General features: G+C 39.3%; 26 protein-coding genes. 10 read left to right on the top strand and 16 right to left on the bottom strand.

Annotation, left to right across the window (positions count from 1 at the left end; all coding sequences use genetic code 11):
- Positions 1–392: 392 nt before the first annotated feature.
- Genes HF078_RS05975 through HF078_RS05965 form a run of 3 tightly spaced genes read right to left on the bottom strand, consistent with a single transcriptional unit; the run spans position 393 to position 1,799 of the window.
- On the bottom strand, positions 393–935 hold the full coding sequence (locus HF078_RS05975) for a GNAT family N-acetyltransferase (RefSeq protein ID WP_169290312.1): 543 nt from the start codon (positions 933–935) through the stop codon (positions 393–395).
- A 7-nt stretch (positions 936–942) separates the two neighbouring features.
- Positions 943–1,281, bottom strand: coding sequence for a hypothetical protein (locus HF078_RS05970; RefSeq protein WP_169290311.1), 339 nt, complete (start codon positions 1,279–1,281; stop codon positions 943–945).
- 11 nt (positions 1,282–1,292) lie between these two features.
- Positions 1,293–1,799, bottom strand: a complete 507-nt coding sequence (locus tag HF078_RS05965; RefSeq protein ID WP_169290310.1) for a GNAT family N-acetyltransferase — start codon at positions 1,797–1,799, stop codon at positions 1,293–1,295.
- 191 nt (positions 1,800–1,990) lie between these two features.
- Between HF078_RS05965 and nagA the strand changes: the two genes are divergently transcribed.
- Genes nagA through HF078_RS05950 form a run of 3 tightly spaced genes read left to right on the top strand, consistent with a single transcriptional unit; the run spans position 1,991 to position 4,668 of the window.
- The gene (gene nagA / locus HF078_RS05960) at positions 1,991–3,181 is read left to right on the top strand and encodes an N-acetylglucosamine-6-phosphate deacetylase (protein WP_169290309.1); all 1,191 of its coding nucleotides are present in this window, start codon (positions 1,991–1,993) and stop codon (positions 3,179–3,181) included.
- A 4-nt stretch (positions 3,182–3,185) separates the two neighbouring features.
- Positions 3,186–3,923, top strand: a complete 738-nt coding sequence (gene nagB / locus HF078_RS05955; RefSeq protein WP_169290308.1) for a glucosamine-6-phosphate deaminase — start codon at positions 3,186–3,188, stop codon at positions 3,921–3,923.
- Between the two features lie 19 nt (positions 3,924–3,942).
- Positions 3,943–4,668 carry a GntR family transcriptional regulator gene (locus tag HF078_RS05950; RefSeq protein ID WP_169290307.1) on the top strand — a complete coding sequence of 242 codons (726 nt, stop codon included), beginning with the start codon at positions 3,943–3,945 and terminating at the stop codon, positions 4,666–4,668.
- A 50-nt stretch (positions 4,669–4,718) separates the two neighbouring features.
- On the opposite strand, the gene safA is transcribed toward HF078_RS05950, so the two are convergent.
- The 4 genes from safA to HF078_RS05930 all read right to left on the bottom strand — a co-directional run bounded on the left by safA (position 4,719) and on the right by HF078_RS05930 (position 7,413).
- Positions 4,719–5,339, bottom strand: a complete 621-nt coding sequence (gene safA / locus HF078_RS05945) for a SafA/ExsA family spore coat assembly protein (protein WP_082380889.1) — start codon at positions 5,337–5,339, stop codon at positions 4,719–4,721.
- A gap of 135 nt (positions 5,340–5,474) precedes the next feature.
- Positions 5,475–6,230 carry a threonine/serine exporter family protein gene (locus HF078_RS05940; RefSeq protein ID WP_346775317.1) on the bottom strand — a complete coding sequence of 252 codons (756 nt, stop codon included), beginning with the start codon at positions 6,228–6,230 and terminating at the stop codon, positions 5,475–5,477.
- A complete protein-coding gene (locus HF078_RS05935; protein ID WP_169290306.1) occupies positions 6,231–6,698 on the bottom strand; it encodes a threonine/serine exporter family protein in 468 nt (155 codons plus the stop codon).
- A gap of 136 nt (positions 6,699–6,834) precedes the next feature.
- Positions 6,835–7,413: a YdcF family protein gene (locus HF078_RS05930; protein WP_169290305.1), complete on the bottom strand. Its 579-nt coding sequence runs from the start codon at positions 7,411–7,413 to the stop codon at positions 6,835–6,837.
- Between the two features lie 225 nt (positions 7,414–7,638).
- Here HF078_RS05930 and HF078_RS05925 point away from each other — a divergent pair, with 225 nt between their 5' ends.
- The 4 genes from HF078_RS05925 (at position 7,639) to HF078_RS05910 (ending at position 11,836) form a co-directional block, all read left to right on the top strand.
- Complete coding sequence (locus tag HF078_RS05925; RefSeq protein WP_169290304.1) at positions 7,639–9,243, top strand: spore germination protein; 1,605 nt, start codon at positions 7,639–7,641, stop codon at positions 9,241–9,243.
- Positions 9,243–10,448, top strand: coding sequence for a Ger(x)C family spore germination protein (locus tag HF078_RS05920; protein ID WP_169290303.1), 1,206 nt, complete (start codon positions 9,243–9,245; stop codon positions 10,446–10,448). The genes HF078_RS05925 and HF078_RS05920 overlap by 1 nt, the downstream gene beginning before the upstream one ends.
- Positions 10,449–10,455: 7 nt before the next feature.
- Complete coding sequence (locus tag HF078_RS05915) at positions 10,456–10,668, top strand: hypothetical protein (RefSeq protein ID WP_169290302.1); 213 nt, start codon at positions 10,456–10,458, stop codon at positions 10,666–10,668.
- An 85-nt stretch (positions 10,669–10,753) separates the two neighbouring features.
- On the top strand, positions 10,754–11,836 hold the full coding sequence (locus HF078_RS05910) for a GerAB/ArcD/ProY family transporter (RefSeq protein ID WP_169290301.1): 1,083 nt from the start codon (positions 10,754–10,756) through the stop codon (positions 11,834–11,836).
- A gap of 140 nt (positions 11,837–11,976) precedes the next feature.
- Here the strand turns inward: HF078_RS05910 and HF078_RS05905 are convergent, their stop codons facing one another.
- From HF078_RS05905 to spoIIP, 3 genes are all read right to left on the bottom strand, one after another.
- On the bottom strand, positions 11,977–12,621 hold the full coding sequence (locus tag HF078_RS05905) for an SDR family oxidoreductase (protein ID WP_169290300.1): 645 nt from the start codon (positions 12,619–12,621) through the stop codon (positions 11,977–11,979).
- A gap of 142 nt (positions 12,622–12,763) precedes the next feature.
- Positions 12,764–13,600, bottom strand: coding sequence for a nucleotidyltransferase family protein (locus tag HF078_RS05900; protein WP_169290299.1), 837 nt, complete (start codon positions 13,598–13,600; stop codon positions 12,764–12,766).
- A 517-nt stretch (positions 13,601–14,117) separates the two neighbouring features.
- Positions 14,118–15,356: a stage II sporulation protein P gene (gene spoIIP / locus HF078_RS05895; RefSeq protein WP_240951681.1), complete on the bottom strand. Its 1,239-nt coding sequence runs from the start codon at positions 15,354–15,356 to the stop codon at positions 14,118–14,120.
- 329 nt (positions 15,357–15,685) lie between these two features.
- On the opposite strand from spoIIP, the gene HF078_RS05890 reads away from it, so the two are divergent.
- Both HF078_RS05890 and HF078_RS05885 read left to right on the top strand, forming a co-directional pair.
- Entirely contained in the window at positions 15,686–16,888 is a 1,203-nt protein-coding gene (locus tag HF078_RS05890; RefSeq protein ID WP_169290396.1) for a GTP-binding protein, read from the top strand.
- A gap of 78 nt (positions 16,889–16,966) precedes the next feature.
- Positions 16,967–18,109, top strand: coding sequence for a glycosyltransferase family 2 protein (locus tag HF078_RS05885; RefSeq protein ID WP_169290298.1), 1,143 nt, complete (start codon positions 16,967–16,969; stop codon positions 18,107–18,109).
- Positions 18,110–18,126: 17 nt separating this feature from the next.
- Here the strand turns inward: HF078_RS05885 and HF078_RS05880 are convergent, their stop codons facing one another.
- From HF078_RS05880 to HF078_RS05865, 5 genes are all read right to left on the bottom strand, one after another.
- Positions 18,127–18,519: a hypothetical protein gene (locus HF078_RS05880; RefSeq protein ID WP_169290297.1), complete on the bottom strand. Its 393-nt coding sequence runs from the start codon at positions 18,517–18,519 to the stop codon at positions 18,127–18,129.
- Positions 18,520–18,563: 44 nt separating this feature from the next.
- Positions 18,564–18,656 (bottom strand): hypothetical protein, encoded by a 93-nt coding sequence (locus tag HF078_RS21255; RefSeq protein ID WP_481748002.1) that lies wholly within the window; start codon positions 18,654–18,656, stop codon positions 18,564–18,566.
- The gene (locus HF078_RS05875) at positions 18,653–19,216 is read right to left on the bottom strand and encodes a maltose acetyltransferase domain-containing protein (RefSeq protein WP_169290296.1); all 564 of its coding nucleotides are present in this window, start codon (positions 19,214–19,216) and stop codon (positions 18,653–18,655) included. Before HF078_RS05875 ends, HF078_RS21255 begins: the two co-directional genes overlap by 4 nt.
- A gap of 36 nt (positions 19,217–19,252) precedes the next feature.
- Positions 19,253–20,185, bottom strand: a complete 933-nt coding sequence (locus tag HF078_RS05870) for a nucleoside hydrolase (protein ID WP_169290295.1) — start codon at positions 20,183–20,185, stop codon at positions 19,253–19,255.
- A gap of 108 nt (positions 20,186–20,293) precedes the next feature.
- The gene (locus HF078_RS05865) at positions 20,294–21,220 is read right to left on the bottom strand and encodes a phosphatidate cytidylyltransferase (protein ID WP_169290294.1); all 927 of its coding nucleotides are present in this window, start codon (positions 21,218–21,220) and stop codon (positions 20,294–20,296) included.
- A gap of 104 nt (positions 21,221–21,324) precedes the next feature.
- Between HF078_RS05865 and HF078_RS05860 the strand changes: the two genes are divergently transcribed.
- Entirely contained in the window at positions 21,325–21,879 is a 555-nt protein-coding gene (locus HF078_RS05860; protein WP_169290293.1) for a C40 family peptidase, read from the top strand.
- Positions 21,880–21,922: 43 nt separating this feature from the next.
- On the opposite strand, the gene HF078_RS05855 is transcribed toward HF078_RS05860, so the two are convergent.
- A complete protein-coding gene (locus tag HF078_RS05855) occupies positions 21,923–22,885 on the bottom strand; it encodes a DUF6612 family protein (RefSeq protein WP_169290292.1) in 963 nt (320 codons plus the stop codon).
- Positions 22,886–23,294 lie beyond the last annotated feature (409 nt).

Genomic DNA, 23,294 nt, shown 5'->3' with positions numbered 1-23,294 from the left:
GTTCATCGCCGCTGTTCCATTCCGCAAATGGCTTCGCGTTCCTAGGGGCACTGCTGGAGCCTCCTCGGCAAGCCTGCGGGGTCTCCACCTAGCGCTATCTCCCTCAGGAGTCTCCGCCATTTGCTCCAATCCACAGCTAAAAATTTCAAGGACTTAATGGAAATATTTTCACGGTGGATGATATTACCTTGTTGATTGGAGTGGAAGGCGCGTAGTCGCCCGTGGGAGGAAGGGGCAGGTGAGACCCCTCAGGCGGATGGAGGCTCACGGACCGCCCGCAGTCAAGCGAAGCGCCTGGAACGGAAATCAAAGGATTAAAAAATTTTTTTTAATCTTTTAAAAAAAAATTACAGGTTGGAAAGTTGTTTTTCCGACCTGTAATTCTTTCAGTTTTATTGTTCATAATCTTCCTTAAGGATGGAAAATACATTTGCATCATGAAATTTGCCACCTTGATATAGATATCCCCTTAAAAGACCCTCATGAGTAAACCCTACTTTTTCTAAAACCTTTCTAGAGCCGACATTTTCGGGATAGACGTTTGCACCGATACGGTGGAAATTCATCCCCTCGAACCCGAAATGAACCAGTGCTCCTATGGCCTCTGTTGCGTAACCTTTTCCCCAATAAGGAATATCTATTTCATAGCCTATTTCTGCACGTTGATGCTTTTCCGAAATTGCATGAAAACCACATGTTCCTATGAGGCTATTAGTTTCCTTCTCGACGATTCCCCATCTATAAAGAGTTGTATAATCATCAATGAAATCTTTAATAAATTTATCTGCCTCTATTTTTGTCTGGAAAGGTTCCATACCATAGAATTTCGTCATTTCCGGTTGGGAAAAATAAGAAAAAATAACATCTGAATCTCTTAATGTTAGACTTCTTAATTGAAGACGTTCCGTTCTGAGCATTGGTACCGGCTTTAGCATGATCTCCCTACCCTTCTGTCATCTCTGCTACGATATATTGGTTTGTCCACATTTTCAACATAATCACGAGGCTCTCATCCCCTTTTGAAAAAAGAAAGGTAGAACCTAGTTGTTCTTCAAATTCCCAGCCATCTTCTTCAACATGGGCGAGAACATCCTGAAGCCCTGCACCATTATCCATTTTCGCCATGACTGTTGTGGAATCTTCTGCTGAGGTAAGAGTTACAATTGGTGAACCGGTCAATGCTAATTTCACCGCTCCCCTTACTTCTTCATTAAATGCAAGAAGTGTTCCTGTGACTAGTAGTATGCCTGTGAAAATGACGAGCACCCATTTCCATTTCATTCTACTTCCCCCTACTTTACTATTCTTCTCCCCATAATCACCAAATCCCTTTTTACAGAATCAAGTTCCGCGACACCAGGGAGGTATCCCCACTTTTCAAATCCATACTTTTCAAACAATCTTATACTTGGGACATTATGCGCAAAAATGAATGCCAATAGATTCTCAATCTGGAGAGCTGGACACTCTTCCATTGCTATTTGTAATATTTTTTCCCCTAGTCCCTTCCCTCTGATTTCTTCGCTAAGATAGATACTTACCTCTGCTGTTGCCTGATAGGCTGGACGACCGTAAAAATTTTGAAAACTGATCCAGGCGCAGATCTGATTGTTTATTTCCACTACTTTTAATGGTCTTTTTTCATTATGTTTATCAAACCATTCCTTTCTACTTTCCACTGTGACAGGAGAAGTATCTGCCGTCACCATCCTGCTTTCGATGGTTGAATTATAGATGGAAACTATTATTGGTAGGTCTTCTAAAACAGCATCTCTTATATGGATAGACAAGTTATTCATGATGATTCACCTTTCTAGTATTCTATGCTTTTATTCTGTTAATAGTATATTATTTCATAAGTAAAATGGATAGAATTATTTTGGAATTTAGGTGATAAGAATTGTATATACCAATACGAAAATTGGTATATACAACTAGACATTTTTTTGCTAAGCTAAACATATAATATGTAGGAAAAGAGGACACTGACATGGCTTTTCAACCAAATAGTTATTCCCTCCTCTCTATGAAGATAGTTACGGGAGAGGAAATAATCAAGAATGGATATTTGATCATCAAAGAAGGGAAAATCACTGACTTTGGTTCCATCAACCATTATTCTAATGATGAAAATTTGCCAGAAATTCATTTAGCGGAAAACTTATATGCCTCACCTGGCTTTATTGACATCCACATCCACGGCCTAAATGGTGCAGATGTGATGGATGCAACAAGGGATAGTATTATGACCATGGCAAAGACTCTACCAAAAGAGGGAACCACTAGTTTTTTAGGGACCACCATTACGCAAGAAAAATCGGCTCTAGAGAAAGCTTTACAGAATGTGAATAGTTTCATCTCTAGTCAACACTTGAATCATGTTGGGAGCGAAGTATTGGGTGTACATTTTGAAGGACCTTTTATCAATGAAAAACGTGCAGGTGCTCAGCCACCTGCCCATATATTAGAGCCCTCTGTAGAAATATTTCGTCATTTTCAGTCAGAGTCTGGGAATCATATTAAAGTTGTTACGTTGGCACCTGAGGGAAGAGATGGTTTGGAACTGGTCAAATACCTTTCCGATACCGGAGTCATCTCCTCCATCGGACATTCCGACGCTTTATATACCGAGGTAGTAAAAGCAATGGAAGCTGGAGCCGAGCATATTACTCATTTCTTTAATGGAATGCGGGGAAGTCATCATCGTGAACCAGGCGTCGCTGGTGCCGGCTTGGCTCATCCTAAACTTTTTTTGGAAATGATTGCAGACGGCATTCATATTCATCCTGCCATGGTAAAAGCAACGTTTCTTGCAAAAGGAGTGGATAACATCCTATTGATAACAGATTCGATGAGGGCAAAATGGTTGGAAGATGGAGAGTATGAGCTTGGAGGCCAAAAAGTGTTTGTGGAGAATCATACTGCCCTTCTTGAAGATGGAACCCTAGCTGGAAGTGTCCTGAAAATGAATGACGCTGTTAGGAACATGAAAAAATTCTCCGATTGCACGATCCAGGAAGCGATCCAAATGGCATCCGCTAACCCTGCCAAACGACTGAAGGTGTGGGATAGAAAAGGTAGCATCGCGATCGGAAAGGATGCAGACATTGTTATTTTAGATGAAGAAATGCAAGTAAAAATGACCTTTTGTAAAGGGAATCTTTCATATAAAGGAGAGTAAAAGCATGGATATCATCACCACACCTTCTTATGAGGCGTTAAGTATGGAAGCCGCATCTTATGTGTCAAAGAAAGTTAGAGAAAATCCTTATACTGTGCTTGGCCTTGCCACAGGCAGCACTCCAACTGGCATGTATGAGCATTTAATAAAGGACCATATAACGATGGGTACAAGCTACCGTCAAGTAACCACTTTTAATTTGGATGAATATGTGGGGATGAGCAGTAAAAATCCTAACAGCTACTATGCCTTTATGGAGAAACATCTTTTTCAGCATATTGACATTCAACATGAATTAACGTTTATCCCGAATGGAATGAGCGCTCATCCAGAAATAGAATGTAGTTTATATGAAGAGAAATTACAGAAACACGGGCGAATTGACCTTCAAATTTTAGGTCTTGGCGCAAACGGACATATTGGTTTTAACGAGCCAGGTACTTCATTTGAGAGCAGGACTCATGTTGTGGAGTTGACTGACTCTACTCGAAAGGCTAACTCTAGGTTCTTTAAGGATATAGAAAATGTACCGACACATGCCATCACAATGGGAATCGACTCTATCATGGATGCCAAGGAAATCCTTCTTCTTGTAGCCGGAGCCAACAAAAGAGAAGCATTTGAGCAACTGTTGTACGGAGAGATTTCGGAGAACTTCCCCGCTTCTATTCTGAAGAAGCACCCAAGTGTGAAGATCCTAGCAGACCAATCGGTCCTGGACACTTCCAGTATCATTGCTTGAAAGGAGCGAAATATCCTAAATGATAGATAAAACATCGCCTATTCCCATTTACTATCAATTAGAATCACATATCAAAAACCAGATTGAAGCTGGATTCATCTTGCCTGGTGAAACCATTCCATCAGAAAGGGAATACGCTGAGAGCTATGGAATCAGTAGAATGACGGTAAGACAGGCAATCAATTCCCTTGTTAATGAAGGTCTTCTTTATCGAAAAAAAGGAAGTGGCACTTTTGTTTCTGAAAAAAAAATCGAACAGCCCCTTCAAGGTTTGACAAGCTTTACAGAAGATATGAAGAAACGCGGCATGGAGCCAACTAGTAAACTTATTCATTTTGAATTAATACCTGCAAATAGTTTTATTTCAAATGAACTAAAGATTAGCGAATATGCACCTGTATATGAAATAAAGAGAATTCGTCTTGCAGACGGGGAACCAATGGCCCTTGAAACAAACTATCTGTCTGCAAACTTGGTAAAAGGCCTCACAGAGGAGGAGGTTAAGGCCTCTATATATTCTTATGTAGAAGATAAGCTGGGACTTCGAATAACACATGCTGAACAAGTGATAGAGTCAGTTAAGGCTTCAGAAGAACATGTGAAACTATTGAATATTGTGAAAGATCATCCAATGCTATATATTCAACGGAACACTTTTCTTCATGATGGAACACCCCTTGAACTAGTCAAATCCGTTTATAGAGGAGACCGTTATAAGTTTCAGATTAAGATGGAGCGGAATTAAAATTTTCATAGGAAAAGGCGGTACCATCTTGTGGAGTACCGCCTTTCGATTTATCTAGAGATGAACATTTGCGTCCAGTAATGACCATATTGGCCACCTTTCGCATAGCCCACTCCTATTTCCGTATATTGGCTGGATAAGATATTTTTACGATGCCCTTCACTGTTCATCCAAGCATTCATGACCTCTTGTGGTGTTTTTTGCCCAGCAGCAATATTTTCACCTGCTGATCGGTAAGAAATACCAAAGTTACGAATCATATCGAATGGAGATCCATATGTTGGTGATGTGTGGCTGAAATATCTTTTATCAATCATATCTTGAGATTTATATCTTGCGACTCTGGATAACTCCCAGTTAAGTTTCAAAGGCTTTAACCCATACTTAGCACGTTCCTGGTTTACTAATTTAGCAACTTGCTCTTCTTGCGTTTGCCCCTCCCCTTTTTCTGGAATAGTAATTCTTTGACCTGGGTAGATTAGGTCAGGATTGTTAATAGAAGAATTCGCAGCGATCAGTTCGGATACTCCAACTTGATATTTCACCGCAATCTTCCACATCGTATCACCGGATTGAACCGTGTGAGTAGTAGCTGCGAAGGCAGCTGAATTTCCACCTAAGACTAGTGCGACAACCGACAAAGTTATGAGGACTTTCTGTAAAGTTTTCATACTATTAATCTAATATGTTTTCCGCTCTTTGAAAACAAGTAATTATTGTAAAATAACGAAATATACTGTTAATTGCTTGTCATGTCTGTAATGAGAAATATATTCCATTGTTTTGGAGGAGGTTTGATTGGCGGCTCAGAGGAATACTACCGCCACACCTGCACCAATAGCAAAGGCTGTAAAAAGCGCCTCTGCTCCTTTAGATAATCCTGAAACGAAATGCCCCACCATCAGGTCACGAACAGCATTGGTGATAAGGAGGCCAGGAACCAATGGCATAACAGAACCAATGATAATTTTGTCTAACTCCATCCCATATCCAAACGTAACCATCCCCAGTGCAACAAGCCCAATAATCAGTGAAGCGAAAAACTCTGCAAAAAACTTAACCCTCGTGTAATGTTGTATCAATAATAAACCAGAATAACCCAAACCACCCGCTAGCATTGCGGGTAGGAAATCCGTCCATACTCCCTTGAACATTATTAGGAAAGAGCCGCTTACAAAGGCCGCAGCGAGGATCTGATAACTTATTGGAAAAAGCAGATGTGATTCCTCTAATTGGATTAGCGATTGATGAGCCTCTTTGACAGACAGCTGTCCAGCAGCAATTTTACGAGAAATCTGGTTCACTTGTGCGACCTTTTCTAAGTCTGTGGTTCTAGAATTTATTCTTACTAATCGAGTAGGATTGTCTCCTTGAAGCGATACAATGATACCGGTAGGTGTAACGAAACTGTGCGTTTCTGTAATACCGTATGCAGCAGCAATCCTTGTCATTGTATCCTCTACCCGGTACGTCTCTGCTCCCCCTTCCATCATAATTCTTCCGGCAAGCAGACAGACTTCCAGAATTCTCTCCGTTTCCCGCTCTGTCATTTCCTTCGTCACCTAGCTCACCTCACGTTTTGTATTCACAGATACTCGTTTTACGATATTCATGATAACCTGCATGATGACCTCAGCAAACACAAGCCCCATTGCAATAGCACCTGAAATCATAAATGCCTTTGCCGCTAAAGGAATTGCTCCAAGGTAATCATTTTCCGCAATTTGCCGCATTGTATTGTACGCCAAGCCACCTGGTACAAGCGGAATGATCCCAGCAACACTGAATATTATCATGGGCATCCGGAACCGCTTCGCCATAATATGACCCACAAGCGCCACCATAAACGACCCAACAAACGAAGCCACCACCGGATCCACCCCGGCATCGGCCAAAACTATGTAAAAAATCCAGCCAATCATCCCAACCGTGCCGCAATGGACCAAAGCCCTTCTAGGTGCATTAAAAAGAACTCCAAAACCTGCCGCTGCTATAAAGCTGAATCCCAATTGTGAAAGTATATATAGCATGCTGTCACCTCATTATTTCTAGTACTGCTTATTATATAGGAAAGTGTACATAGAAAAAACCTCCTTTTATGGAGGTTTCAGCAGGGATTTATGATTGCTTTACTTACTACAAGTTTATGGTCCATTACATCTTCTACTACTTATCAACCAACCACGTCTTTGCTACTGCAAAATACTCCCGTGACCATAACTTAAAAATTGCAATGGTAGGAGTCTTCCCAGCAAGTGTGTGTACCTCAGGATAGCCCAGTCTTTTTCCTATAACGGATGCCCGATACATATGAAAATCATTGCTTACAATGGCAACAGAAGCCCCTTCTTCCAACAGTGCTTTCGAAAAAGATAAATTTTCAAAAGTGGTGGTCGATCGGTCTTCCAAAATGATCCTATCCTCTTCAATCCCATTAGCAACAAAAAATCTCCTCATTGCCTCAGCTTCTGTAATATCCTCTCCAGGTCCCTGACCGCCTGATGCAATGACTTTCGTGTTTGGATTTTCATCAAGGTACTCAAGCGCTGCTTCCACTCTGAACAATAGGGCCTTCGTCATCATTTCTCCCTTCACTCTTGCGCCAAGGACAATCAGGTAATCTACACCTTTTGGGGGTTCTTGCTTAGCAGTTTGATAGATAAGGGAATGGACGATGATGACGTAAATTGCCAGGGCAACAGCAACCATTTTCAACACAAATGTCACTCTCTTTTTTGTTTTCATCTTCATTATTCCTTTTTCTTTTATCGTCATCTATATATTAGACGGAATAGTGATAGATTATGTTTACTATTTTTGGAGAATTAATAATTCAATTCAAAAAGCATTTAATGTGTGGTCATAAATTTTGTGGAATTTCCATGAACACAGAAAATGAAACTTGCTAATTTCTATGAATAATTCGGTAGGATTTTGGCAAACTACAAAAAAAACCCTGGAGCGATTTCTATGTCCTTCTTCAAGAAAAAATCCAGAAAATCAACATCTATAAATGACCAAATGGAATTACCGCAAAAAAACCTCGACTCTTCAGCGTTACATGAAAATTTAGAGCGGAATCTGGCTACTTTTAAGGATTTATATGGAAATAGTTCTGATTTGGTCATTAGAAAAATTAAATTTGGAGAAGATAAAAAGCTTCAAATAGGTATGATTTATTTAGATGGACTTGTAGATAGACAAATGATGGATGATCTTTTGGATGCCTTCATGTTTCAGATGAAAGACAGCCAAGTAACTTTAGATTCATTAGACAAGGACGATGTTGCAACACTTTTAAAAAACACATCCATTCCCATTGCAGAAACAACAGAATTGTATCAGCTTCAGGATATGGAAAGTGCCATTCTTTGTGGAGGGGCAATACTGCTAATAGATGGGGTAACTTCTGGGCTCAAAATAAATGTCAGTGGTTGGAAGGAAAGAGGGGTCACCGAGTCTTCCACAGAAAATGTGGTAAGAGGACCGAAAGAATCATTTACCGAAACCTTACGCACAAACACTTCACTTGTTCGCAGAAAGATAAAGGATTCCTCCCTAAGAATTGAAGAACTCCAAGTTGGCAAGATAACAAAAACTGATATTGCTATTGTTCATATAGAAGGAATTACAAATGAGAAAATTGTGGAAGAAGTTCGAAGTCGGATCAAACGAATTGAGATAGATTCCATTTTGGAAAGCAGCTATATAGAAGAGCTGATTGAGGATGAAACATACACCCCTTTTCCCACTCTCTATAATACGGAACGTCCCGATGTTATCGCTGCAGGACTACTAGAAGGGAGAGTAGCAATTTTTGTAGACGGCACACCCTTTGTTTTATTGGCACCTGCTTTGTTTACTCAATTTTTTCAATCGGCAGAAGACTACTATCAGAGATGGGATATTGCAACACTGTTAAGGATGCTCCGGGTGTTAGCTTTCTTTGTTTCGTTGCTAGGTCCATCACTTTATATTGCATTAATAAATTTTCATCAGGAAATGCTTCCTACTACGTTATTGATTGATTTGGCCGCACAACGAGAAGGAGTGCCTTTTCCTGCTGTTATTGAGGCACTATTGATGGAGGTCACCCTAGAAATACTTAGGGAGGCAGGTCTAAGACTACCAAAAGCAATTGGCCAGACTGTATCTATTGTAGGTGCATTGGTTATAGGACAAACCGCCGTAGAAGCAGGAATTGTTTCTGCGACCATGGTTATTGTCGTCTCTATCACTGCCATATCCAATTTCATCCTACCTTCTTTTAGCATGGGTATATCCATTAGGATTCTCCGTTTTGGTTTTATCATATTTGCCGCTACTTTCGGATTATACGGTATTACGATAGGATTGTTTTTCCTTACCCTCCACCTATGCAGTCTTCGGTCTTTTGGAGTACCTTTCCTGACTCCAATTGCTCCGTTTGTAAAGGAAGATCAAAAAGATACATTATGGAGAATGCCAACTTGGAAAAGGTATACCAGGCCTAGACTTGTCAGTAAACAAAATTCCATCAGAGAAAATGAAGTTACCAAGAAGAATAGTCAACTTGGACAAAGGAGTGAAGGTTAATGAAAAAAAGTGTTTTTTTTATTCTATTTTCCATTCCTTTTCTTCTTTTCTCATCAGGGTGTTGGAATAACAGGGAATTAGGTGAACTTGGGATAGCTGTCGCAATGGGGATAGATAAAGAGGGGGAACAATTCGTTGCAACGGTACAATTAGTAAATCCTGCAGAAATCTCTAATCTCCAAGGCAGTGGTACAAGGGCTCCTGTTGTGGTATATCGAGAAAAAGGAGCAACAATTTTTGAAGCGATTAGAAAACTAACAACGACAGCACCACGTAAAACCTTCTATCCTCACCTACGTGTTCTCGTAATAGGAGAAGAGTTAGCAAAAGAAGGATTCAGCAAATCACTCGATCTTTTAGTGCGAGATCAAGAAATGCGTTCAGATTTTTATATATTGATAGCGAAAAATTCGAAAGCTGCAGACATATTATCTGTTATGCCACCAGTAGAAAAAATACCTGCTCAAAACATGTTTATCAAGTTAGAAACTTCACAAGATGTTTGGGCTCCAACCTTGGCAGTTACACTTGGAGAGTTGATTGAAGAGTTGGTTGTTCCAGGCAAACAACCTGTCATTACAGGCATTGAAATTATAGGAGACTACCAGTCAGGAAAATTGATGGAAAATGTACAATCAAGCGACCCTCCTGCCCGCTTACGTTTTACAAGCTTTTCTATCTTTGACAAAGACAAACTACAAGGGTGGTTAAGCGAAGATGAAAGCAAAGGAGTTAATTATATAAATGGCAACGTAAAAAGTACAATCGTGGTAGTTCCCTGCCCTGGTGGAGAAAATGGTCACGTTTCCATTGAGTTACTTCGGACAAGCCAAAAAAGAAAGAGCAACGTAAAAGCAAACCATCCAGAAATGAATCTTACTTTAAAAGCGGAGGGCAACATTGGTGAAATAAGTTGTCCTGTGGATTTAACCAAACAAAAAACTATTAAAGACCTCGAAAAGCTAACGGAAAAAGATATAAAAGACGTCATGATGCAGTCAATCCACGTTGCACAAAAAGGTTATGCCCTAGATATATTCGGTTTTGGACTAGACATGCATCGGTCGGATCCGAAATACTGGAAAACCGTGAAAAACAATTGGGATGAACATTTTTCAGATATGAGAGTAAATATCGAAGTGGAAGTGTCCATCAGAAAATTTGGCAAAAGAACGAATTCCTTTATTAATGAATTAGAGGGGTGAAAATAATGTGGAGCATCATTATTGCAATAGCATCAACCCTTCTTATAATCAGCTTAGACGGAAAAATATTGTGGAAAAAAAGGAAACAGAACAAAAAGGAATTCTGGATATTTGTTATTCTGTTAAGTATCGGTTTTTCATTGTGGATTATATATGGACTGAATTACCAAATTCCCACCCCGTTGGACTTGATAAAAGTGTTACTAGAACCATTAAGTAAAAAAATATTAAATTTTTGAATGTTATTAAGTTGAGATTCGTACTATTTTCGTGAATGAATATAATCTAAATTAAAGAGGGATTCAATGGAAAGAGGGAAAATAAGCAATAGACAATTTACGATTTTAGTCGCCCTATATACTATTGGTACCGCTATATTAATAATCCCTTCCATTTTAGCATCTAGCGCAAAACAAGACAGTTGGATTGCAGGAATCCTTGGTTTGGGAATGGGTCTTCTGACTGTATTGCTTTACTGCTCGATTGCGCAAAGATTTAATGGGTTAAACCTAGCACAATACTTAGAGGTACTATTGGGAAAGTGGCTTGGAAAAACGGTGTCTCTTATATTTTTTACCTGTTTCACCTTATTATTGGCTAGTTTTGTATTAAGAGATATCGGAGATTTTATGACAACTGTAATGATAGTGGAAACACCGATTGATGCTATTCTTATTCTTTTTCTGGCAGTAGTACTCTATGCTGTTCGACTAGGCCTAGAGGTTTTTGCACGAGCATCGGAAGTGTTTCTGCCATTCCTCATCATCCTGTTTTTGGTTCTATTTTTCACTATTTCTCCTAAGATGGAAATTCAAAACATACAGCCTGTATATGAATTTGGGTTTATACCTATCTTTAGAGCATCTATTTCACTGCTCACCTTTCCTTTCTTGGAATTGATTGTCTTCTTAATGATCATTCCTTATACGAATAAACCTGAAAATAGGAAAAGTGGATTTTTACTCGGAACGTTGATAGGAGGGGGAATACTAATTATTGTATCCATGCTTTCTGTGCTAGTGATGGGAGTGAATGAAACAACAAGAAGTGTCTACCCAAGCTATGACTTGACAAAAGGAATAAATATCGGTGAATTCTTTCAGCGGATTGAAGCAATGATGGCATTAATTTGGTTTATAACTGTTTTTATTAAGCTAACCATTCTTACTTATGTTTGCACGTCAGGGCTTGCTCAGACATTACAAATTAGAGATTACAAACGCTTGACCTTTCCCATAGGAATCATCCTCTTTGTCTTATCTTTAATTATTTTTCCAAACTCTTCATACTTAATTGAATTTACACCGGTTTTTGAATTGTATACGTTAATTTTCGGATTAGGCTTTCCTTTATTGATATGGCTGGTAGGCTTTTTTAGGAAAAATTAAAGAATGATAATGTGGTATAAAGGAGTATGTTGCCCCATCTGTTTGACAATATGAACCCGTATTATTTTTCACCCTCTAACTCGATGCGCTATGTAGCACACAAAAGACTGCCTCATCCATTGAGACAGTCTTTTACTTAATTAAACGCCACTCACAGCATCCTTTATACTTTTGTCACCACCAACAACGTCAAAGGAAGCGCCATATGTGTTTTTTGCACCCAATACCGCAAGCAATACTTTCGCCACATCTTCTCTACCGATGGAACCAGGTTCAATATTATCCCCAATTTCCACCTTGCCAGTACCTGAATCATTGACTAAACCACCTGGTCGTACAATAGTGTAGTCCAAGCCACTCGCCATTAACACTTTATCCGCATAATGTTTGGCGACATAATAGGGACGAAGCTCATCATTCCAGTTTTCCCGATTGTCAGCTTGAAATGCACTTACCATTACATAACGGGAAATGCCAGCTTTTTCAGCTGCTTCCACCGTTTTCGCCGCTCCATCCAAGTCAATCAATAATGTCATATCTGATCCTGTACTTCCTCCAGAACCTGCAGTGAATACCACCGCATCACTGCCACTAAAAGCCTTCACAAGATCATCTACTGGACCTTCCAAATCAGCCAATACTGATTCAATACCTTCTTTTGCAAAATTATCTGCTTGCTCTTCTTTCCGTACCATCGCGATAGGAGTGTATCCATCTTCCTTTTTTAAAAAATGCACGAGTTGTTTTCCAATCTGTCCGTTAGCTCCAACTACAGTTACTTTCATCGATAACACTCTCCCTTACTTTTGTGTGCATTATTGCAAATGCATAAATGGATAGCAAATGAATTGCTCACAGATACTATTCCCTAAAACGTAAGAAAAGCAACATGCTATAGCACATGCTGCAATTTGGTGGCTATTATTTTTATAAAACTTTGTCTATAATTTCTTGTAGCAAGTCTAGATTTACTGGAGCACCTACTCTCTCAGCAAGAACACAATGGATTCGAATAAACTCTTCTGTCTGACTCCTTGCAATAGTAATCAATTCTTTCGCATCTCGCAATTTAGTATCCCATTGTTCTAGTAGGCTCAGCTGCCCTCCACTCAGTGGACTTCTCGGGCCTTCAACTTTAGACCAGTCCCCAAATGAGTTAGGAACTTCACCTGCTTCTACATACCAACCGATTACAATGGAATAGCTTAAGGAATTAACCATCTGAAAAGCATAATTATACTCACCACGTTGAACCCCTCGATATACTTCATGCAGATAAGCAAAGAACTTGCCTCGCCATACTTCAAATTCTTCTTCTGAAAATTGATAGTCTATTGATTGGGACTTGTCTCTTATCTGAGAGATAATCTTATTAGGATCATATTCAATCAAAAGGTACTTCAAATAAGGAGAAGGTTGCAAATCAGATTGCCGGTAATAAAATGTGTCCACTTTTATAAAAGAACGAAAATGAGCGATGGAATATGTTGCCCACGGAAAATCTTCATAATATAACACATCACCCCAGTTTGTTGCGCGTTCTTTTTTATTGGAACGATAAGTTTCATAGACAGAGTCCTCCACAACAATACGAAGATCTAAATCGGAGTACAAGTCTTCATTGCCTTTAGCAAGAGAACCTCCGTAGAAAAATGCTAGAATGTTTGCGTCTTGAACTAAGTCCTTGTATATCGCCTCTCTCAATTTCTGCCGTTCTGTCGGCAAGCAAACATCTCTTTGTTCATGTTTAGTTAAAAATCCCACACATAATAAATCATCTCCTAACTGGTTGTTGTATTTTTATTTCTACAAAAATATGTAAATTCCTTTAACAGAGATGGAATAGCGTATATGAATCTTAAGTTAGTTAAGAGAAATTAGCCTGATTGTATAAAATTTGATATTTATGGTAGAAGTACGGCTGGGAAATGTAGAAGCTAGTCCGGGAAATGTAGAAGGTCGAAAATTCGAGGTAGAAGGTAGAGATTAAAGTGTAGAAGCATAATCTGTGCTGCACAAAAAAGACAAATCTTATTACCCAACCCCGCTTTTGGTAAAACCAAACCTCAAACTCGTTGAAAATCAAAAAAGAGCAGAACAGTATCCGCCCCTTTATTTTGCCATATAAAAATCCTCAAACAATGATATAGAAATAACGATTACACCGGCCAAAAAAGACGCTAATGTAGCAATCCAGTGAAAATAATTAAACGAAATGACAATAGCCACAAACATAACTACTAGCCAAAAAAATGCATATTTGATTCCACTCACTCCTTTATCAAAACTCTCCTGCTTCCCTTTCCTCCCATACAATTTCACTATAAATATCTGCAAATGCCTTAATGGAGTTACGCGCCTCTTCCAGGTTATTGTCCACCCCGCCAACTTCTAAAAGAATGGCCCTGTTGGAGAGATCCTGATTATATAAACCATTTCCAGTTGATTTCCCTTTAGGAATGACTCCTCTGCTCAGACCCGGATACTTTTTCTCAATAGCATTATGGATTCGTTCTGCAAATTCTAAATTTTTTTCATATCCTTTATGAGCTGTCCCCACCACAAACAAAAGTCTAGCATAGCTTTTTCCATCTATCATTTCGGTTGTCTTGTCTTTTCGTAAAGCGTCACGGTGAATATCAATTAAAAATTCCACATCACTATTAAATGTCATTGCAGCTTTCACAGTTTCTCTAGAATATTGATAGGAGTGGTTGTAATTCCATCCTCTTGCAGCAAGGTCCTTTGGAACATTTCTTGTATCCTGATTCGCTTTTATTCCTTTATCAGCAAGTTCGTTTTTGAGCATTTTTCCAACTGCTATAACATTGGCCTCAGGATTATTACTCGTTGCATCATCCGGTTCACTTACTCCCCTTAATAGCGGGAGGAAAGATTCCCAACTATGAGACTGATAGATATGCACAACGGTTTCATCCATAGACTTTTCCGGTGCAGGGGTTGGCTCATCCTCTTTTTCATCAACAAGAAGCATTTCCTCCGCAATCTCTCTCTCCTTTAACAATACTTCCATTGGTGCTACTGATTCAAACGGGATATCTGTATAATCAGTCCCTTTTCCTGCTACGTAGAACTGGGTGTCATAAGCATAAAAACCAGGAATCTCATTTCCTAGAAAACTTCTGATATCATAAGGCTTTAAATTGGTTGCGAGTTCAAACGTTAACTCCAAAATCGGGAGCTTGGGAACTTCAACATCCTTACCTGTCAGATAATGATTTTGTGATTGAATGGCATTTAGGTAAAGTTCAGTAGACTGTACCTTTCTTAATATATTGCCAATATACTCAGAGGAGAGTTTAGTAGATAAAAGGCTTGTAATGGTAGAAATAACAATGAATAAGATCAACATGAATAGGACGGTGTTATTTATAAATAGAAAAAATCCAGAACGCTTAGTTGTTTCTATCTTTCCCCCCTCCTTTCTATCTAATTTGTATGCCTTATTGATAGAAATTAGAAGGGCAATATAAAAAGATGATTCTATTTCTAGAATCATCCTCTACTTTTACAACCATCGCAGAAATTAGAAGCATTATTAAGGAATTCCCTGCCGCATGATACACACATGGAGGGACGCACGAACTTGCTGCCATAGATTTCATGATGTTTTTTTAATGATAGATTTAGAAAATAGAAGAAAATAGCGACAAGAACGGTAAAGCTGATAAAAAATAACCAGATCATCCCTATCACAACCTTTTTTTACTATATTCTACCTTATCAAAGCTTAAGAACCATAATCTCTTTACATCGCAATGATACTAAGATAATATATAAATCGTAATCATTACTATTTACAAATTAAAGGAGATAGCTAAAATGACGATAAATAAAATACCTGTCACTGTTCTAAGCGGTTATTTAGGAGCCGGTAAAACGACCCTCTTAAATCATATATTACATAATAGAGATGGATTGAAAGTGGCGGTCATCGTGAATGACATGAGTGAAGTGAACATTGATGCTGGGTTGGTACGGCAGGGTGGGAGCCTTTCTCGCACAGACGAAAAACTGGTGGAGATGTCCAATGGTTGCATATGCTGTACACTTCGAGAGGACTTGCTTGTAGAAGTGGAAAAACTGGCTACTGCCGGTGATATTGATTACATTTTAATTGAATCAACAGGAATAAGTGAACCGGTACCGGTTGCCCAAACTTTTTCTTATATTGATGAAGAGCTTGGCATTGATTTAACCAAGTTTTGCAGGCTGGATACGATGGTGACGGTTGTGGATGCTTATCGTTTCTGGCATGATTTTGAGTCTGGAGACAGCCTTTTAGACAGAAAAGAGGCAATGAGTGAGGAAGATACAAGGGAGATTGCAGATTTATTAATTGACCAAATTGAGTTTTGTGATGTACTTATTTTAAACAAATGTGACCTTGTATCAGAAGAAGAGTTGGAAAAATTGGAGAAAGTTCTAAAAACACTCCAACCTGAGGCAACTATTATTAGATCTACAAATTCCAATGTTCCTCCATCTTCTATATTGAACACTAGAAAATTCGATTTCTACAAAGCGAGTGCATCTGCTGGCTGGTTGAAGGAGCTTCAAGCTGGTCACCAACAGCACAGTCCAGAGACAGAAGAGTACGGAATCTCCTCCTTTCTTTATCAGCGTAGGCTACCTTTCCATTCCCAGCGTTTCAGTGAGTGGTATGCGGCTCTTCCTGAAGAAGTTGTAAGGGCCAAAGGGATTGTGTGGTGTGCTACTAGAAACAATGTAGCGCTTCTCTTTTCCCAAGCAGGGCCATCTGTTCAACTACAACCGGTATCCTATTGGGTAGCATCGCTTCCAAAATTGGAACAAGAAGTCGTGATAAAGGAGAATCCACACTTGTTAGAGGAATGGGATCCTGAATTCGGTGATAGAATGACAAAGCTTGTCCTGATTGGTTTGGATATGGACCGTGGGGAGCTGACAAGAGAGCTGGACAGCTGTCTATTGACTCCACAAGAATTCGAACAAGATTGGTCTTCACTTCCTGATCCTTTTCCATGGACAGTTAACAAACAAACAGTATAACATCTTAAAGCACCTCATGAGGTGCTTTTTCTATTACCCTTCTGGTAAAATACAATAATCAACTACTGGAGGTCCGTGATGCTCTATCTAGCTATATTTACCTTTCTGTTCTGGTTTTCTGTATGGCTGGATGCAAAGATAGGTATGAAGAAAATTGCAAAACTAGAACATGTAAAAGTAGATGAAAGTTTGCATAGTAGCGGTACCCTTCTTTCCATCATCGTTGCGGGAAAAGATGAAGAGAAGCATATCGAAGCAAGTCTGCAGTCTCAATTTCAGCAAACGTATTCCAATATAGAATGGATTGTTGTGAACGACCGCTCCTCTGACCGGACTGGCACCATAATTGATCAAATGGCAAAAACGGAACCAAGAATGAAATGTATTCATATTAAACAACTTGAAGATGGTTGGCTCGGAAAAAATCACGCACTGTATGAAGGATACCTTCAAAGTAAAGGCGAGTATATCCTTTTTACCGACGCAGACATTCTATTCAAAAGAGATACCATCTCAAAAGCATTAACATACTTTCAAGACAAGAAACTCGACCATTTAACCCTTGCTCCAAATTTAAAAGGATGCAGTTTCTGGACAAATGCGTTTGTCTCCTTCTTCCTTTTTGGTTTTGGTTATTTTAAAAGGCCATGGAAATCCACTGATCCTAAAAGTAAGTCTGCCATTGGTATTGGAGCGTTCAACCTATTATCTAGAGATGCTTATGAGGAAATCGGGACGCATAAAAATATTAAAATGAGACCAGATGATGACCTGATGCTTGGCAGGCAGATCAAGGCGGCCGGCAAGAAGCAACACTTGGCCCTGGCGCTGGAACACCTGCAAGTAGAATGGTACCCTGACCTGAGATCGGCACTTATCGGATTGGAGAAGAACACCTTTGCAGGGCTCTTTTACAGCTACTTTATGGTGTTATTTGCCCTTAGCGGTTTATTTTTATCACAGCTCTTCCCTTTTATCGCCTTGTTTATTACGACAGGAACCACTCAACTGGTTTACGCTTTCAGTATTTTAATGTTAGTTCTAGCTTACAACGAAACAGCAAACAAGATGGCAAAAGGGGCAAATATATATATAACAGTCTTCCCTATCACTGTCTTGCTTTTTATGTACAGTATTGCGAGAGCAACCATCCTCACTTTTCAGAGAGGCGGCATCATCTGGAGAGGGACATTTTACTCCATCAAACAACTAAAAAAGTGACGGGACTCCCCGTCACTTTAGTAATGCCGTACTAGTAAAATCAATTTTAACAACGGATATACCACTATCGCCATCGACAACTGTACATACAACACCATCTCCACCGAAATCCGCTCCATAATCAAAAGCAACACCGAACATACCACACTTGTAGCCATAAGAATGTAAGCAACATGTCCACTTTTTTGATTAATTTCAGCTCGCTTCCTCTTCGTCGGACGGTAATGCCGTCTCATCACAGCACGGATAATTTCGGATAACCCAAGCAGAATGAATACCACAGGGATATATTTCAGTTTCCCTGAATTATGTGCTTCCACAAGCAAAAATACTCCAAACAGCATAATAAGTATGGGCAAGCCAAAGGCTATTATTGGTTGATCATATAAGGAATGCTCTTCTTTTTCCAAAACCGTCCCTCCTACCAAAAACACTAGTATGTACAGTTCAGCAACTAAACTAAAAGCAATGATACAAATATAAAAAACAAAAGAAGAATCGTTACATTATATGCAACGATTACTAGGAAAAATGATAGATTCTTTATTTTACTTCTATTTCTTTTATGATTCTGGCTGGATTTCCTCCGACAACTACATTTGGAGGCACATCTTTCGTCACAACAGCGCCGGATGCGACAACCACGTTGTCCCCGATTGTGATTCCCGGATTAATGACGGCACTGCCGCCAATCCAAACGTTGTTGCCTATTTTGACTGGAATACCGTATTCAGGCCCTTTGTTTCTTTCAACTGGATCAATAGGATGAGTTGCGGTATAAATATGTACACCTGGCGCAAGCATACAATTATCACCAAACTCCACTTTGCACACATCAAGTATGCAGCAGTCAAAGTTGGCGAAAAAATTTTCCCCTACATGAATATTATATCCATAGTCACAACGGAAGTTCGGTTCGAGAAAGACATTTTCTCCCGTGGATCCGAAAAGCTCCTTAAGCAGTTCTACTCTCAGGTCAACTTGCGTTTCTGTAGTTTCATTGATTAGTCTACTTAGTCTTCTTGCATTGGCTCTTTCCTTCATTAACTCTGAATCCCATGGTTTGTACAACTCGCCAGCGAGCATTTTTTCTTTTTCAGAAATCACTTTTATTATCCCCTTCCATCGTGGAAACTTCTCTTATTATAAGGGTCTTGTTAATATTTGAAAAACTTCTTGCAAAAAATGCTCATAGTCGAAGCCTAAGGCGATGTGATGGTTACTCTCACTATCCACTTCCATATGACGGAAGTCAGCAAATGATTTCCCACGTGTTTTTCCTTCTACAACGACATGCACTTTTTTAGCCAAGTACTGCATCCTATCTGGATGAGCAGCAGAATAAACCGTTAACAAATCATGAAATGGCGCACCTTCTATTCCCGGTACCAGTTTTGAATAGGCATTCGCATAATATTTAATAATCGGAATGTACATTTCTTTAAATTTATTTTTAGTATAGTACTCAAGGGCCTCCGCATAATCATTCGTAAGTATTGCCTTTTGAGTGACATTTAAAGGAGTAAGAAAAACTTTTTTACCGTGAGCTAATAATAGATTGGCTGAGGTCGGGTCTCCAAAGAAATTTGCTTCGGCTACAGGGGTAACATTTCCAGGGACCATGAAAGCTCCGCCCATAATATGAAGCTCTTTAACCTCTCCCATTAATGCCCTATTTAATAAAAAACATGCAGCCAAAGTGGTCGATCTACCTAGGTCGGCAATGACTAAATCTTTATTACGCTTAATAATTTCAAATACCTCACCAAGGTTACGAATTCTAAATTGGTAGGATCCTTTTTTCACTTTTATAGGACCAATACCGTCCTCTCCATGAATCTCAGGATAGTAGTTGGCAAGTTCTCCAGAAACCGGCATTTCCGCACCATTGAATATTGGGATGTCCATCCTGCCAGCCAATTGCAAAATATGGGCTGCATTATAGGCAGCAGTGATCTTATCCACATTTCCATAGCTGCATACAAGTCCAAGTACTTCTATTTCAGGATGAAGTAGCGCATAGATTAAAGCTAGCGCATCATCAATTCCGGGATCACAGAAAATAAGCAGCTTCATACATCAATCCTCCCAATATCCTATTATTGTAAAATATTAGGCGGGATGTGAAATTATGTGATTCAAAAGATGTATTTCTTTTACGCCTTTATAGACAAGCCTAAAAACCTACATAAAATCAAAATAATACCGGATAACGTGAAAGAAAATCGGAGCAGAGTATGCAAGGCTATCCACCCTCGTTAGATAGCTTTTCTTCAGCACAGATGCTTTCTCATCATCACCTACTAACAGATCGCGCTTCAAAACCGATACTGCCAAACTACCTCCAAAACATGCAACACTAATAATTAGACCTGATAATAACCCGAACAATTCATTTAATGGAGTTAAGTAGGCAAATAGATTATAGGAAACTCCTGTTGTCACAAAAGTGGAAATCAGAAACCCCTCCCACGTGATGTTAGGGTTCGATGATGGGATAACCTTCTTTTTTCCGATATAAAGCGAAATTAAATATTGAATCACATCATGCAATTGTGTCAGCACAACCAAATATAAGACAAGGTTGGCACCATACTCTGGGGTTGCAACTTGATAAAATGCCAGGTGACTCAGGCCGAATACCATGAGCATCAATCCCCACTGTGTGGAGGAGACGGAGCGAAGGAAACCAACTGTTCCATTCCCAAGTATCCTCGGAAGCGGCAAGAAGAGGAATACATAGACTGGAATGAACACGATGAACATGCCGTACCATCCGATATAGATCCAATAAAACTGAATGGGAATGGAGAGATACGCCCATAAAAATAATTGCCTGTCGACCTTACGGGTTCGCAAGATCGAGAAATACTCTTTTAATGAAAAAAAACATAAGAACATAAGGGCAAATAAAGAAACCATTGGATGAAACAACGTCGCAATGCTAAATACTGCAAGCATTCCCCACCACGTTTTTACCCGCACTGATAAATCTGAGAAATCCTTAGAAGTTGTATTCCTTTTTACTATGTAAAAGATCGTACTAAACACACTTAATCCTAATGCAATAACCAATAATGTTATGACTGCCTCTTTCTCGAAAATAAACATAATAATCCCCCTATCTACCTATTATTATGAAATTAATGGTTAATTTTGGTCAAGAGAAATTATATAATATAATAGTAGAAATAATTCTTACAAAGGTGTGGGGAATGTTGGGAGATACATATGTATACATATTACTTACTGATACTGGTACCTTATTTACCAAATCCATAAAGAAGTACACGAAAGCACCATATAATCATGTCTCCCTTTCGTTTGACAGTGATTTAAAAGAGTTATACAGCTTTGGCAGAAAACGGCCAAGCAACCCTTTTAACGGCGGCTTTGTTCGGGAAGATGTAGAGAATGGAACATATAGAAAGTATCCCGGCACAACATGTGTAATATATAAAATGGCCGTTACTCAACGGGAAGTGGAAAAAATGCGGAGAATCATTGGGGTCTTTCAAAAGAAAGAAACAAAGTGGTTCTATAATTTGCTCGGCGTGATCGGCGTTTCTATAAACGAGCCGGTAGAAATTGATTCCAGTTATTTCTGTTCCCAGTTCGTCTCAGATGTTCTTCACCGCTCCGGTATTAAGTTATGGGATAAACTCCCCTCCCTTGTTACCCCTGATGATTTTAGGCAAAGCGACCGGCTAGAGTGGATTTATGAAGGAAAACTTTATGATTATCAACCTGTAAAATTGCGAATAACGTAAAAAAGGGAGGAACCTTTAAACTGGCTCCTCCTGTTCTTTTTTTTTAGCTTCCTTGCTGTTCCATTTGTTCAAGATCTTCTTGTGTAATTTCCTGTGCACTGTCAATAACTTCTTGAGGGACAGTAATTTCTCCCACTTCATCAAAGTTCGTTAATGTTGAATCCATCACCTGTATGCTTGACACCTTTTCCCCGTCAACTTCCATTTCCATATCCATATTTAATAAAACCTTTGTTTGATAGAAGCTTTCTTTATCAATATGAACCAAATAACTTAATTGGTTAACTGTCATCATGGAAAGCATTTCTTGCATCATTTCCCCCATGCCGTCTCCCATCATACCGCCGATCATTCCAGCCATTTCATTAAATTGTTCACCAGATCCTTCAAAATTCAATGCATAGTGGTCGTCTTCTTCTGTCATAGTAATCTTATCGGTGTAGTCTTTCAGCATCTCCAACTGTTCTGCCGGATTTCCTTGCATTTCGGACATTGCGTTTAACTGGGCTGTAAATTCTTCCGGCATTTTATACCATTGTCCTGCCATGGAATCGTATACGAAGAAACCGTCTTCAGAAAAATACGATTCATTTTCCATGCCATCCATCATTCCATCGGCATCTTCAATGGACGTCACCTGATACATGGCCATTGGATTCAAAGACATATCAGTTGTCGTGGTGGTAACCATTTTAATAGTCTCTTCATTTGCCATAGAAATTTCCTGATCTGAGATCATTTCCATTGAGTAGCTAGAAAGCCCAGCCATCGCTTCAGTGGATTTTTGTAGAACTTCTTCTGCAGTCAGCGTTTCTTGTTCTTCTGTTTCTTCTGTCGCATCCACTTCCTCTACCTCAGTAGCCGCATTAGTTGTTTCCTCACTAGTCGTCTCTTCCGCTTCTGCATTCCCCTCTACATTCCCACTGGCCCCATTGGAGGAGTTGCCACAAGCTGTTAGTAACATGACAGCCAGGATTCCCACCAACATCATTTTCAAAGCTTTCACATAATCCTCTCCTGTTCCCTGTTGTGATATAGACTATTTTCTTTTACCCCTTTACAGGATAAAAATAACAATACTAACAAAAAGTTATATTTTTCTAATAAACTCTTTGTTTTCCTATTGTTGATACGTGATGGGATGCTAATTAGTTTCAGAAATAGGGATAAATAGTAAAATGTACCCATCTTATGAATTTCTATTAGACAGTTCTTCCTTTTCAGACGGGAGTTCGGGCGTATAGAACGCCTCTATTAGACAGTTCCTCCGCTTCAGATGGAGTTTCGAGGCGTATAGAACGCCTCTATTAGACAGTTCCTCCGCTTGAGACGGAGTTTCGGGCGTATAGAACACTTCTATTAGACAATTCCTCCTCTTCAGACGGAGTTTCGGGCGTATAGAACGCTTCTATTAG

The organism is Bacillus sp. RO2 (genome assembly GCF_012911845.1).
Taxonomy (GTDB): domain Bacteria; phylum Bacillota; class Bacilli; order Bacillales; family Bacillaceae_I; genus Sutcliffiella_A.
The sequence above is the reverse complement of the archived record's forward strand: the minus strand, read 5'-3'. Positions and strand labels throughout refer to the sequence as shown.